Origin of the sequence: Pannonibacter sp. SL95 (assembly GCF_026672425.1) — a bacterium.
GTDB lineage: Bacteria > Pseudomonadota > Alphaproteobacteria > Rhizobiales > Stappiaceae > Pannonibacter.
In genome coordinates this window covers 14,506-26,592 of the sequence record NZ_JAPPRC010000005.1, presented here as the reverse complement: position 1 = coordinate 26,592, position 12,087 = coordinate 14,506, and the positions used below count along the sequence as shown (strand labels likewise).

At 60.8% G+C, this 12,087-nt stretch carries 20 protein-coding genes; 17 read left to right on the top strand and 3 right to left on the bottom strand.

The features are described 5' to 3' along the window. Window positions 1-72 precede the first annotated feature (72 nt). Window positions 73-597, bottom strand: a complete 525-nt coding sequence (locus OVA12_RS15195) for a helix-turn-helix domain-containing protein (protein WP_268138770.1) — start codon at window positions 595-597, stop codon at window positions 73-75. 147 nt (window positions 598-744) lie between these two features. On the opposite strand from OVA12_RS15195, the gene OVA12_RS15190 reads away from it, so the two are divergent. Both OVA12_RS15190 and OVA12_RS15185 read left to right on the top strand, forming a co-directional pair. Further along, window positions 745-1,059 (top strand): helix-turn-helix domain-containing protein, encoded by a 315-nt coding sequence (locus OVA12_RS15190; RefSeq protein ID WP_268137118.1) that lies wholly within the window; start codon window positions 745-747, stop codon window positions 1,057-1,059. Continuing rightward, complete coding sequence (locus OVA12_RS15185) at window positions 1,056-1,388, top strand: hypothetical protein (RefSeq protein ID WP_268133601.1); 333 nt, start codon at window positions 1,056-1,058, stop codon at window positions 1,386-1,388. Before OVA12_RS15190 ends, OVA12_RS15185 begins: the two co-directional genes overlap by 4 nt. A 299-nt stretch (window positions 1,389-1,687) precedes the next feature. Here the strand turns inward: OVA12_RS15185 and OVA12_RS15180 are convergent, their stop codons facing one another. Further along, on the bottom strand, window positions 1,688-2,005 hold the full coding sequence (locus tag OVA12_RS15180; protein WP_268133602.1) for a hypothetical protein: 318 nt from the start codon (window positions 2,003-2,005) through the stop codon (window positions 1,688-1,690). Between the two features lie 160 nt (window positions 2,006-2,165). Here OVA12_RS15180 and OVA12_RS15175 point away from each other — a divergent pair, with 160 nt between their 5' ends. After that, window positions 2,166-2,624 (top strand): hypothetical protein, encoded by a 459-nt coding sequence (locus tag OVA12_RS15175; protein ID WP_268133603.1) that lies wholly within the window; start codon window positions 2,166-2,168, stop codon window positions 2,622-2,624. Window positions 2,625-2,627: 3 nt separating this feature from the next. Here the strand turns inward: OVA12_RS15175 and OVA12_RS15170 are convergent, their stop codons facing one another. Further along, window positions 2,628-3,068, bottom strand: coding sequence for a hypothetical protein (locus OVA12_RS15170; RefSeq protein ID WP_268133604.1), 441 nt, complete (start codon window positions 3,066-3,068; stop codon window positions 2,628-2,630). A 103-nt stretch (window positions 3,069-3,171) separates the two neighbouring features. Here OVA12_RS15170 and OVA12_RS15165 point away from each other — a divergent pair, with 103 nt between their 5' ends. From OVA12_RS15165 to OVA12_RS15100, 14 genes are all read left to right on the top strand, one after another. Beyond that, on the top strand, window positions 3,172-5,394 hold the full coding sequence (locus tag OVA12_RS15165; protein WP_268137116.1) for a Mu transposase C-terminal domain-containing protein: 2,223 nt from the start codon (window positions 3,172-3,174) through the stop codon (window positions 5,392-5,394). 38 nt (window positions 5,395-5,432) lie between these two features. Beyond that, complete coding sequence (locus OVA12_RS15160; protein ID WP_268133608.1) at window positions 5,433-6,200, top strand: AAA family ATPase; 768 nt, start codon at window positions 5,433-5,435, stop codon at window positions 6,198-6,200. After that, entirely contained in the window at window positions 6,200-6,790 is a 591-nt protein-coding gene (locus OVA12_RS15155; protein ID WP_268137112.1) for a hypothetical protein, read from the top strand. The genes OVA12_RS15160 and OVA12_RS15155 overlap by 1 nt, the downstream gene beginning before the upstream one ends. Next, window positions 6,787-7,134 carry a hypothetical protein gene (locus tag OVA12_RS15150; RefSeq protein ID WP_268133610.1) on the top strand — a complete coding sequence of 116 codons (348 nt, stop codon included), beginning with the start codon at window positions 6,787-6,789 and terminating at the stop codon, window positions 7,132-7,134. Before OVA12_RS15155 ends, OVA12_RS15150 begins: the two co-directional genes overlap by 4 nt. Next, window positions 7,128-7,400 (top strand): hypothetical protein, encoded by a 273-nt coding sequence (locus OVA12_RS15145; protein WP_268133611.1) that lies wholly within the window; start codon window positions 7,128-7,130, stop codon window positions 7,398-7,400. The genes OVA12_RS15150 and OVA12_RS15145 overlap by 7 nt, the downstream gene beginning before the upstream one ends. Next, window positions 7,397-7,825, top strand: a complete 429-nt coding sequence (locus tag OVA12_RS15140) for a hypothetical protein (RefSeq protein ID WP_268137110.1) — start codon at window positions 7,397-7,399, stop codon at window positions 7,823-7,825. The genes OVA12_RS15145 and OVA12_RS15140 overlap by 4 nt, the downstream gene beginning before the upstream one ends. Continuing rightward, window positions 7,815-8,435 (top strand): DUF3164 family protein, encoded by a 621-nt coding sequence (locus tag OVA12_RS15135; RefSeq protein WP_268133613.1) that lies wholly within the window; start codon window positions 7,815-7,817, stop codon window positions 8,433-8,435. The genes OVA12_RS15140 and OVA12_RS15135 overlap by 11 nt, the downstream gene beginning before the upstream one ends. A 9-nt stretch (window positions 8,436-8,444) precedes the next feature. Then, the gene (locus OVA12_RS15130) at window positions 8,445-8,678 is read left to right on the top strand and encodes a hypothetical protein (protein WP_268133614.1); all 234 of its coding nucleotides are present in this window, start codon (window positions 8,445-8,447) and stop codon (window positions 8,676-8,678) included. A 203-nt stretch (window positions 8,679-8,881) separates the two neighbouring features. Beyond that, the gene (locus tag OVA12_RS15125; RefSeq protein ID WP_268133615.1) at window positions 8,882-9,175 is read left to right on the top strand and encodes a hypothetical protein; all 294 of its coding nucleotides are present in this window, start codon (window positions 8,882-8,884) and stop codon (window positions 9,173-9,175) included. Beyond that, window positions 9,172-9,570 (top strand): gp16 family protein, encoded by a 399-nt coding sequence (locus tag OVA12_RS15120; protein ID WP_268133616.1) that lies wholly within the window; start codon window positions 9,172-9,174, stop codon window positions 9,568-9,570. Before OVA12_RS15125 ends, OVA12_RS15120 begins: the two co-directional genes overlap by 4 nt. A 44-nt stretch (window positions 9,571-9,614) precedes the next feature. Next, window positions 9,615-9,878, top strand: coding sequence for a hypothetical protein (locus OVA12_RS15115; RefSeq protein ID WP_268133617.1), 264 nt, complete (start codon window positions 9,615-9,617; stop codon window positions 9,876-9,878). Further along, complete coding sequence (locus OVA12_RS15110; protein WP_268133618.1) at window positions 9,871-10,308, top strand: hypothetical protein; 438 nt, start codon at window positions 9,871-9,873, stop codon at window positions 10,306-10,308. Before OVA12_RS15115 ends, OVA12_RS15110 begins: the two co-directional genes overlap by 8 nt. Window positions 10,309-10,444: 136 nt before the next feature. Next, window positions 10,445-11,740: an N-acetylmuramidase domain-containing protein gene (locus tag OVA12_RS15105; protein ID WP_268138768.1), complete on the top strand. Its 1,296-nt coding sequence runs from the start codon at window positions 10,445-10,447 to the stop codon at window positions 11,738-11,740. Beyond that, window positions 11,658-12,074 carry a hypothetical protein gene (locus OVA12_RS15100; protein WP_268133620.1) on the top strand — a complete coding sequence of 139 codons (417 nt, stop codon included), beginning with the start codon at window positions 11,658-11,660 and terminating at the stop codon, window positions 12,072-12,074. Before OVA12_RS15105 ends, OVA12_RS15100 begins: the two co-directional genes overlap by 83 nt. The last annotated feature ends 13 nt before the right edge of the window (window positions 12,075-12,087 follow it).

Sequence of the window (12,087 nt, the reverse complement as noted above, 5' to 3'; positions counted from 1 at the left end):
CAAAAGGGCATGGAAAGACGGCCTTAACCAGTAATTGTGCATCAAAAAGTAGCGTGGAGAGGCTAACTACAATCAGGCCAAACGTTTGCCGGTGCCGGGTTCTGAAACAGCGGCCTTGAGGGCCTTGCGCAGCCGTGTTTCGAGCCAAGGCAACAAGCTCATGAGTTCGGCATTATCCGCTGGGTCCTCGGCGCGGGCAAGCAGGTCGTTGTAAGCATTCGATTGTGCTTCCAGGACAGCGTCCGGAGGCAGCTTGATCCCCTCCTCTTTATGAAGCTGCAGGACAAGGCGTCCAACCTGTTTGAAGACTTCCTTGTCGATCTGGTAGGCGGGACTTCTAGCGAGCGTCGAGGATGCTCCGTTGAACATTTCGCCGTCCCCACTAAAGAGCCAGTTCAGATTAACAGAAAATCTCTGTTTATACATCTCCAGGAACTGCAAATCGGGGGCTGAGTCTCCGCGCTCGTAGCCACCAAGCGTTTCGGGGTTCATCAGCAGCATCAGGGCGAAGGTCGCACGCTCCTTGAAGCCAAGCGCCTCTCTGACTTGGGTCAGCCTTTGCCCAAAAGGCGTTTTTGAGACCGTCTTTCTTGCCATAGCCAAAAACAGAATTTCCCTGCTTGCAAAGCAGAGAAATTCTGTTTATCTCCTATTCATCGGGGCGCAAGAGCGCGCCGAAAAGTCACACACAGTACCCAGAAAACGGCGCGTTGCAGCGCGCCGTTTTCAAATCGAGAGGCATCAATGGCCAAGCCGCACAATCCCCCGCCGGAGGGCTGGGACCGCCATTCTATTCTCGGCGAAATCAGGCGTCAGAACATGACCCTGACAGAGCTTGCCAGCCGCGCTGACATGCGCCCCAACTCGTTCGGGCATGTCTGGACGCGGACTGTCCGCAAAGCCGAAGCCGTCATTGCCGATTTCCTGGAAACCGATCCAGCCGAACTCTGGCCGGACCGGTATCCGATCACCTCGCATCGAATCTACGATATCCGTAAACACGGACCCGGCGCCAGTCAGAAGCGTGTTGCTCCGGCTGACAGGGCGGAGGCGGCATGATGGGCCAGCTGTCAGTCACTCCTTCCATCGCTGACAAGCATTGCGCCGTGATGATGCCCCTTTGCCAGACAGAGGTCCGGGCCTGCTTCCGCCTTGTCAAGGTGAGCCAACAGGGGCGGCGCTACTACTTTTCCGGTGCCGTGGACCAAATCGAAGCTGTGGATGTCCAGACGGGGCAGACCTGCCAACGCGTGGTTTCGCGCGGCGGGCTGCTGCCAGGCGATGCGCAGATTTTCGACAGCCTGGAAGACGCCCGCGATACCGGGCGAGGCCTCAATCTCTGGGGTATCGGCGGTGCCCAATGGACCGTGGAGCGCGCAGATGTCTGACATCACCAAAGCCCTTGCCTTCGTGAGGAGGCATATCGAGATCTCTGACGGACTGGGTATCCGGACGAGCGCCGACTGGCGGCGGGTCGAGGTCCTCTTGATGAAGCTGGAGCGCCTCGAAGCCGGTTCGATCAATGCCGCGCCTGACCGTGCTCCTGAAGGAACTCATTCAGAGCTTCAGACATGGTTTGGGTTAGGGTGGGGATCTGATCAGGGCGCAGGGTCATGCCAGTCCGAAGCCGGTCGAGGGTGCAACACCGATGAGATCATGAGGATGCTATCGCGCCTTCAGCTCCAGGTCACCCAAATCTCTGCGAGGCTGTCTTCGGCCGCAGAAGCCCGGAGGCTGGACTTTTAATGATCGTTTCGCCCGCCTTGATCATGTGCTGCGCCGCGACTTCCATTGCGTTCCTTTCCGCATCGACTACTGGCATTGCGTCGTCGATATGCATCCGGAACTCGATTGTCAGCGTCCCATCGTTCTTCTGCGGATCGGCATCGTCGATCAGCTGGACGCGGACACGGACGTTTCTGAACTGCCGTTCATCAGGATATGGCCGACCGGGAAAGTCGACGGACACACCAAACAGTTTCATGTGGCTTTCGAACGTCTTCATCGGAATTCACTCCGCGTATGTCGGTTGCGTGGATGTGACAGGTCACGGGGCCGGCTGTCACTGGCCCCGCGACCGAGCCCGATTAGCTGACTGCGATTCGCGAGACATGGCTAACGGAAATGTTCCGCAGTTTAGCAACAAGCGGAGGCGCGGCTGAGCCATGGCCAAAGCACGGAGAGACACGCTGACAGTGGATCTTCTGTCCTGGGAGCCGCCGCAGGTCGAGGCCCGGTTTGACGCACAGCGTGTGCGGGCTGCGACACTGGCAGGCAAGGTCTGCCGGGTGCTTGCCGAGGCGATGAAGGAAGACGGGCGGAGCCGCGACGAGATCGCGGCAGAGCTTTCGGCCTATCTCGGCGAAGACATCAGCCGGGACAGTCTGGATGCCTGGGCCTCGGAGGCCCGGGACAAGAGCAACATCGGCGCCTACCGCCTGATTGCGCTGGTGAAGCTCCTGAACAGTCCGGAAATGCTCAACGAGCTGCTCAGCGATACGCCGTTCCTCGTTGTCGACCGCAAGTACCGGTCGCTGATCGAACGGGAGCTGGCGATCGAGACACGCGAGCGGCTGGACCGGTTCATATCGGCAAGCGATGCGGAATGGAGATCACGGAAATGACCTTCACTCATCTTCCCCCGGCAAGGGGCACGGGAACGGCCACATGTAATGCCTGCGGCGCAACGGCGCTGTCATCACATCATATGCCGCTGCAATCAGGTCCGCGCGCGGTTTCAGCGGATGACAGATCTCTGTCCGGTGCAGTGTCTCCAGGACATCTGCAGCCTGAAACGCCATTTCAGCCGCGGCCGCAATCACCCAGAACCGCTGTTCAAGGGGCAGCCGGGCAAGACGCTTCGTTCGACCGGGCGGCGGAGCACCCAGAACCTCTTTCAGAAGAGGGGCTTGTGATCGAAAGGTGGCGTAAAGACTACCTTGCGCGGCGGCGGCTGAACCTGCTGCCCCTAGAGGGGCCAGGAAGGGTTGAAACTCTTCTCTGGCAAGCAGGTCTTGCAGTTCATGTGCAACGCCTGCGGCGGCATTTGCGGACGCTGATACATACATGGGATGACCTCGAAGCGGCGTTGAAGGGCGACCTGCCGCCGAGTGCCATTCCGTATCATCCTTTCGTGCTGTGGGTCTACCGTCTGCGCCGTGGAGGCCGGTCATGAGCTGGTACACCGCGCGGGAACTGGCGGAGCTGGCGTTGCCGGGATTGCCAAGTACGAAACAAAAAATCAACGACCTCGCCGCACGGGAGAATTGGGCGGCGCTGGACGGCTGCGCAAGACAGCGCGAAGGCCGGGGTGGCGGTTTCGAGTACAGCGTCGCCGTGTTGCCCGAGCCCGCAAGGGCAGAGCTGGAGCGGCGCCAGGCAAGCCGGGCGCTGGAGGCACTGGCTGTGCAAAATCAAGGGGCACTGACCGGGGAGCCGGCGGGCGCCCTGGTCGCACCTAACGCACGGCAGATCCTGATGATGCAGGCGCGGGCCAGCCTGCTCATGGAAATCGAGCGCCGTATGATTGCGCATGACCTGACACAACGGCAGGCGTCACTGCAGTTGCTGTCGGACCTGGACCTTGCCCGCAAGGGTATGGCGACGAGTGACGCCGGCGACCGGCATGAGGCTGATTATCCTGCCCTGATCACCGCTTGCGGCCTTGCGCTTGACCGCAAGAGCGGCCTGTCGCTCAGAACGCTGTATCTGTGGTTCTCGGCGAGGCAGGACGGCATTCGCGCGCTTGCGCCCAAGCAGAAGAAGGCGGCGGTGCCGATCCAGGACCTGCCCTGGTTTCCAGGGTTCTTGAAGTTCTATGCGCGTCCGGCGAAGCCAACAGTTGCAGAGGCTCTTGCTGACTATACCCGGACCCTTGCCGATCCGTCACTGGCGCCGAGCGCAAAGCAGGTAAGGACAGCACTTGCGAAACTTGGTGCCGTTGATCGTCATCGCGGGCGAGAGGGTGCGCAGGCGCTTAAAGCCCGGCTCGCCTATGTCAGCCGCAGCACCGATGATCTGATGCCGACGTCCGTCTACACGGCGGATGGAAAGACCTTTGATGCCGAGATCGCGCATCTTCTGACAGGACAGCCTTTCCGCCCGGAGCTGACTTCGGTGCTGGATGTGGCCACGCGCAAATGCGTCGGGTTTTCCGTGTCCTTGAAGGAGAACTGCATTGCCGTTGCCGATGCACTGCGCATGGCGTCCTGCGCGCACGGCATTCCGGCGATCTTCTACGTCGACAATGGGCCGGGCTACAAGAACAAGACATTGGACGGCGATGTGACCGGGATGCTGGGGCAGCTCGGGATCACCAAGATGCACTCACGCGCCTACAATAGCCAGGCGCGCGGCATCATCGAACGGTTCAACGGGTCCGTGTGGAACCCGCTGGCCCGTAAGCTGCCTACTTATGTGGGCCGGGACATGGACCGGGAGGCGCGCAAACGCGTCTTCACGTCGACACGCCGCGACGTGGCCACGTCCGGTTCAAGTCCTGACCTGATGGGATGGGAGCGTTTCCTGGAGGTCTGCCAAGCGGTCATTGATGCCTACAACGAGCAGCCCCATACCGGATTGCCCAAGATCCGCGACGCGGAGACAGGCCGTGAACGGCACATGTCGCCGAACGAATGCTGGCAGCGCCATATCGAGCAAGGGTTTGAACCGGTCCATGTGGCGCATGGTGAGGCTGATGAACTGTTCCGGCCCCATGTCGTGCGGACGGTCCGCCGCTGCCTGATCGAGTGGAACACAAACACGTATTTCCACCTGGATCTCACCCCTTATCACGGGATGAAGGTCGCTGTCGGCATCGACATCAAGGACGGTTCCAAGGTCTGGGTCCGGGAAATCGACAAGGTCGACGGCACTGAATTGCCGGGCCGCTTGATCTGCGTCGCGGCGTTTGCCGGCAATGAAGCGCGCTATGTGCCCAAGTCCTTTGAGGATGCGGCCATCGAGCGGCGTGCCAACGCCCAGCTGCGCCTGGTTGGCCAGAAAGCAGACCGCATCGAACAACAGCTCCGGTCGACGCTCCTTCTTGAAGCCTCCGATGATCAGTCCTCCCGGACACTGCCCTGCACAGCAGCAGGCAGTGAATGGCGCGAACCGCTAGTCGATGGTCAGGCCAACAAGCGGGAAGATGATCGCGGTCTGGTGTTGATCGAAGGCGCGCCGGAGGTTGAGCAACCTGCCGGGCCGGCAAAACGACGGGTCTTTGCAAGCGACGTCGACCTGGCTGCGTTTGCCGTCGAGAGCCCCGAGTGCCTTACCGAAAACCAGAAAAAAGTCCTGCGGGGATGCCTCTCCCGCAGGACTGATCTGGACCTGTTCCGCCTGTCAGGTGTCGACGTGGACGCATTGAGGGATGTGCTGCGCGCCGCTGCCTGACAGGTAAACCTGAACACTTACAACAAGGAAGTTAGCAGATGCGGAATGTCTTTGTCGAGACCGACAACGTGAAGCGGTTTCTGTCTGCCCTGACAGCACTCAACCAGCGCGGCGCTGATGAGGCCTGTCTGGTGGTCGTCGATGGTCTGCCAGGGCTGGGCAAGACAACAACCCTGAAACACTGGGTTGCGCGAACGGGCAGCGTGTATCTGAGGGCCAAGAAGGAATGGACGCCAAGCTGGTTCATGAACGAGCTTCTGGATACGCTGCGGGTCAACCCTCCCCATGCGTTTCAGAAGAAATACGCCAAGGCGCTGGAAGAACTCGCCGGACGGCAAGCGTCGGCTGCGCTTGAGAACATGAGCTTCGGCCTCGTCATCGACGAGGCGGATCATGTGTCGTCGAAGTCCGCCATCCTGGAGACCATCCGCGACATCTCGGACATGATCGAGCTGCCGACAATCCTTGTTGGCATGGGCAAGGTCAATGACAATCTGGCCCGCTTCCCCCAGGTCGCCAGCCGCGTGTCTCAGAAAGTCCGTTTCGAGAAGGCCAGCCGCGATGATGTCCGCGCGCTGATCCAGTTGCGCTGTGAAGTGGCGGTCGCTGATGACTTGCTGGACTTCGTGCTCAAGGCGTCCTCGGGGTTCAACCGGGAAATACTTGAAGCCATCGCCAACATCGAGCGGTTCGGCCTGCGCAATGATCCAGGTCCCGGGGGGCTGGGGATCGCAGACATGGCCGGGCAAGTGATCCTGAATGACCGTGCCTCCAACCGGCCGATCCGTGTTCCGGGAGGTCTGTGATGGTCCCAGGAACAGTTCCAACGACCTTGCTGCACGCTCTTGGCGATGGTGCCTGCCGGACGATCGACGACCTTGATGCGCGGCTGCCCCTCTCCCGGCGCCAGATCTCGGATGGGGCTGGCATGCTGATCATGCGCGGCCTGATGGAGCGTATCGAAGTCGGTTGTTATCAGCTGACGGCCGATGGGCGCGCGGCTGCTGCCAGCGGCCGCGTCATCAGTTCCGGTCCGATCCGGCCGGATCGAGGGAGATGCCGGGCCCCACAAACGGGCACGCTGCGGCAACGCGCCTGGAATGCCATGCGAATGGGCGGAGCCTTCACAATCGGCGACCTCGTAATGGCCGGTTGCGACGGCTCGGAGAAAAACGCCGCTAGCAACCTGCAAAGATATCTGAAGTCGCTGGTCCGGGCGGGCTATGTCGCGGAACTGCCTGTCCGCGCACGCGGCACGAAGCAGACATCCAACGGGTTCAAGCGATACCGGCTCTTGCGGGATACCGGTCCGGTTGCTCCTGTCTGGCGACCTTCGAAGCACGATCTCTTTGACCATAATCTTGGAGATGCCGGCGAGGTTGTGCCATGCCGATGAGCCTGACTGTCAGAGACCTTGTTGCTGAACAGGTCGAACGGCTTGGGTCGAAAAAGGCCGTTGCGGAGCTTCTTGGCGTCAGCCGAACGATGGTGAGCCTCTATCTTTCGGGCCGCTATGCGGCGGTCGGAGGCCGTGTCGACAGGTTCGAGGACCGCGCCCTTTCGGTGTTCTCAGACCGCGTCCGCTGTCCGCATCTGAAGCTGGATATCAGCCGCAACATCTGCAGGTCGCATGCAGAGCTGGCCATGCCGATGTCAGACGCCAAAGCCCTGAAGCACTGGATCGCCTGCAAGGGCTGCCCACTCAATCCCAATCACGCAAAGGAGGATGAGGCATGCTGAGCCATCACCTGCTGATCGTACGCAATAGCGTGGCTTTCGTCCGCTCCAGCGACGGCTCCTTGTCTATGCACGCAACCCTCGCAGATCTGCTCGATCGGGCGCTGGCGAGCTGCATCATCGCAGCTCAGGACCTGGAGGCGGAACAGGCAGCAAGGCTTGCGCAACTTACCGCTGAGCAGCTCGCAGGATCGAACGTGGTGCTGTTCACCCCGCGCGCTCGAGCGAGCCTTGCGGGAGAGGTCGACGGACCGGGAGGTATGGCATGAACCATTTCAACCGCGCTTGGGTACTCGACGATCTTGCCCGTGCCATCGGTTTGCGTGTCATCGGCGAGAGCATCATGGACATCGCCGTCGCGCTCGATCGCCGGCATGACGATGTGGCGGCGACGCTACGCCGTGCGCGCAATCTGTGCCGCAACGAATACTGGGTGGGGCCGCTGCTGGCGCCCCCACAACCGGCCAAGGCAGTCGAAAAGCGTGTCCCGAAGGCACGGGTGCTGCGGCGCTACACAATCCGCCGGGACATCGACCTCGACGATCTGGCCGCACCGGCCTGCCGCGACACGACCGCCCTGTTGATGGGCGATCCGCCGCCGGAGCGACGTCAGCTGATCGATGCCGAGCGCTGCCTGAGGACCATCTCACTCCCGAAAATCTCAGCACAAAAGGACATTTCAAATGAGCACTGAATCCAACCTGCCCGATGGCTACTGGCAGGACGCCAAAGGCGCGCTGATCCCGATCGGCAACATCAAACCGGAGCATCAGGAAGAAGACGCTCTGGTCAAATCGCTGGTGACAGAGGCCAAGGAGCTGAACCGGCGGCTTGCCGCATTCAAATCCCGCGCATTTGGCGATGTGCAGGCATTCCGGGACCTGATCGCGGAAAAATATGGCGTCTCGCGCGGAGGCAAAAAGGGCAATGTCACCCTCAGCACATTCGACGGGTCGATGCAGGTCGTGGTTGCTGTCGCTGATCATGTTTCGTTCGGCAGCGAGCTTGAAGCCGCGAAGGAACTGATTGACCGCTGTATTCACCGCTGGTCCGAAGGTGCAAATGCCAATCTGCGTGCGCTTGTTGACCAAGCCTTCCAGGTCGACAAGGCCGGTGAGATTTCGACAGGACGGGTTCTCGGATTGCGGCGGCTTGCGATCGAGGATGCTGACTGGCATCGGGCCATGGATGCGATCGCGGATGCGGTACGGGTGACCGGCACCAAGGCATATGTGCGTGTCTATGAGCGCGATCCGGTTCGTGAAGACCGCCTGCCCGTCTCCCTCGACATCGCAAGCGTGTGAGGTGACGTCATGCCCATGATCTACGTCGGCGAAAAGAGCCGGCTCAAAAGTCACAGCGCAGTGGTCAAAGGTAGCAAGTCGATTGTCCGTGTAGAGATCGAATGCTTGGACGCTCTCGATCTCTACAGCTTGCTCCGCGAGCTTGATGACATGGCGGTCAGGCAGGCCACCGTGACCGACAAGTCCGAAAAAGGCAAACGTGCGAAGCCCTTGATGATCGAAGATTTGCGTGGTCGGAACTGACATGGCCCGCCTCGACGATCCGCGCGAGCTGAGCGACGAGGCGGACCGCCTGAGGCAAGAGCGATGTGACCTGCTGGCAATCGTTTACCGCCGTCGCTGGCGGGCGCACCGGATGCCGGACCTGCAGCAACAACTGACTGCGATCACCACACGTCTGATGCGGCTTGAGCTTGAGGCTCGCCAGGTAGCAAAGGATAACACCCATGGATGCAATCACGGTTCAGGCCAGCACACCGATTGTCCAAGCGATGGATCATACAGTGGATCGCGCTACTGGTGGCGCGAGGACGCTGACTGAGGGCAACACAGTCGCCATGGCCATCAGCGCGCTCGAAAGCCCTGTCGACGGGCTCGGGCTGCTGACCGTTGTTCTTGGAATGCGAATGGCCAATGCAGCCGCCCGGCTTGATGACGCCGGGCGTGAGCAGGTCGCCGACGCAGCCTGCCAGTTGCTACTGCGCGACTTCCGCGCCGCACTCCGGAGGTTGATGGCATGAGCATCGCTGCCATTCATGTTGCCAAAGCGCAATTGGGTCTTGATGACGAGACGTATCGTGCGCTGCTTGTTCGGATCACTGGCAAAGCGTCGTCCAAAGACATGAACGGCCGCGAGCTGCTAGCGATCCTTGCAGAAATGCGCCGGCTTGGGTTCAAGGACCAAGCGGGCAAGTCCTGGCGCGCCGGATCCCAGAAGCCTTTCGTGCGCCGTCTGTTTGCCCTCGCCAAATCGATCGACGAGCTGGGCTACTGGCGGCACCCCTACAAAAAGGCGCTGCAGTTGTTCGTTGCCGAGAAAACTGGCGTCGAAAACCCCGAATGGCTGACATCCGAACAAGCCGCGCCTTTGATCGAGGCTCTGAAACAGATCGAGCGGAGGCTGAAATGCGGATGACGTCTCGCCCCAGTGTGCCTGAAGCCGCAGTTTCGGATCACGCGGTGCTGCGCTATCTGGAGCGCGTCCTTGATCTGGATGTTGAGGCCGTGCGCGGACTGATCCTCAGCGAAACGAAACGCGCGATCGCGGCCGGAGCAAGCGCCGTCGTTCGAGATGGTGTTCGTTATGTGATCCTGAACCGCACCGTCGTCACTGTCCTTCTGTCCAGCAAAAGAATGGCGCTGAAAGAAAGGACGAGTTCTGGTCAGGACATCGCTTTGCTGCCACCTCAGACACCGTTCATGAGGGGCGACTGCCATGGCTAGATCGTTCTTTTCCGAGGACATGGCGGACATTGCCGACATCTGCGGTCAGGCAGTTGCGCTTGAGTTGCTGTCCGTCCTGCCAGGTGTCGAGATCAAGGTGCCCCTGACATTCAGCCCTGACAATCCGCTGTCCAGGCTCAAGCGGGAAACGGCGGATCTTCTCATCAAAGAACTTGCCGGGAACAAGTTCTATGTGCCGACGCGCCGGGAGCGGATCGATACGAAAGCGGCGGCCCGGCGGCTCAACCGCGAAGGCCAGAGCAGCCTCGAAATTGCCCTGGCCCTGCATGTCTCCGAACGCTATGTCCGGATCCTTCTTGCCGATCGGAAACGGCCTGCCAAGCGTGTGAAGGTTGACGAACGCCAGATCGATCTGGAAGATTGGTTGTCAAATGCTGACCCCAAGACAGGGGCCCAGCACCAGTTGTGATCGTGGAAGGCTCGTTGCCGAAAATCCGCGCAGGGTTCCCGGCAACCTAAGTCCCGATCCGCAGGAACTGTTCCGGCGCATTCCCCTATTCCGACATCCAAAGTGGTTTCCGACACGCATTCCGTGAGGAGCCACTATGTCGATTGTGCAGCACCTGCGCCAAGCCCAGGGCAAGCGGACAGATCGCGCGACCCAGATCAAGTCGGCGGCGGCCCGGATTGGCTGTGAGGTCAATGTCCTTCACGCAATCCTCGACGTCGAAAGCGGCGGAGAGCCATTCGATGCCCAGGGGCGGCTGATCATTCTGCCAGAACGTCACGTCTTCTGGCGCGAACTGCCGAAATCCAAACGCGCCAGGGCGATGACCATGGGGCTCGCCTCACCGAAATGGTCGAAGGCGAACTATGCAGGACTTGGAGGCGCTGGTTCTGACCAGCGCTGGGACCGCCTGGAGCAGATGGCCGCGCTCGATGAGCGAGCCGCGCTGATGTCGGTCAGCTTCGGATCAGCCCAGATCATGGGCTTCAATCACAAGATCTGTGGCTTTGATTCAGTGATTGCCTTCGTCCAGGCAATGGCTGCGAGCGAAGCTTCCCAGATCGATGCCTTTCTGACTTTCCTGCTTCGCAGCGGGCTTGCCGAGGCGCTGCGAACCAAAGACTTTCGTGCGGTCGCACGGCGCTACAACGGTCCAGGACAGGTGGATTACTATGCCGGGCGAATGGTGGCAGCCTACAATGAGCTGTGCGCTGCAGCCGGCGCGAGCGAACCCGCAAGTGAGGCCCCCTCGTCGCTCAGCCTTGGCGCAGACGGTTACCGCGTGAAGGCCCTGCAATCCCGCCTTTCAGAACTGGGGTTCGTGGTCAGGGCCGATGGCGACTTCGGGCCAGCGACACGTCGTGCGGTGGTCTCGTTCCAGGTCGAGCATGGCCTCAAGGCTGATGGCATTGTCGGTCCAAAGACGGAAGAAATGCTCGCCAAGGCATCCGGCCTTGTCGAACCGAATGCTGAACGCCAGGGGCTTACTGTCCAGGACCTTCGCCGCCAGGGATCACAGACGGTTCGCAAGGCGGACTGGCTGTCGCGCATCGGCATGGCACTGACCGGCACGGGAGCGGCAGCCGGCGGACTTGAGAGTGGCGAGCGCGGCTTTCTTTCTGACCTGGCGGGTCAGGTCTCCGGCGGCATCGATCTCATCCGTTCAATTCGCGCAGACGTGCAACCGCTTCTCGACTTGGTGACCGGCAACACATGGACCGTGTTTGCGCTGACCGGCCTCGCCGTCATTGTTATCGCCTGGCAAATCAAGCGCCGCGGCTTGAGGACGCAAAGACCTGGAGGCATGTCGGATGACGCTCCTGTTCCGTTTTGGCATCTGGCTCGTTGGCAGCCTTGGTGGTGGCGTTGCCGATCGCATCCTCAGCCATCTTGAACGCAAAGCCGATATCGAGAACGGCCGCGACAAGCTGCGCGCCGAAGTGACCGTAGAAACCGTCCGGTCGGAACTGGCGGTCCGGCAGGCAGCACGCGACATAGTCCTGGCCGAACAGGGCTGGTGGGTCACCGCCCTGATCCGGCCAGCCTTCGCCTGGCCCATTGCTATCTGGTCGGGCGCTGTTGTCGCAGATAGCCTGTTTCACTTCACCTGGAACGTCGCAGCTCTGCCCGCCCCCCTCGACGAATGGGCAGGCTGGATTGTCGCTGCGTATTTCCTCACCCGTCCCATGGAAAAGGTTGCGCGCGGCTTCTTTCACAGCCGGCGCTAGCGCCTCTTAACAA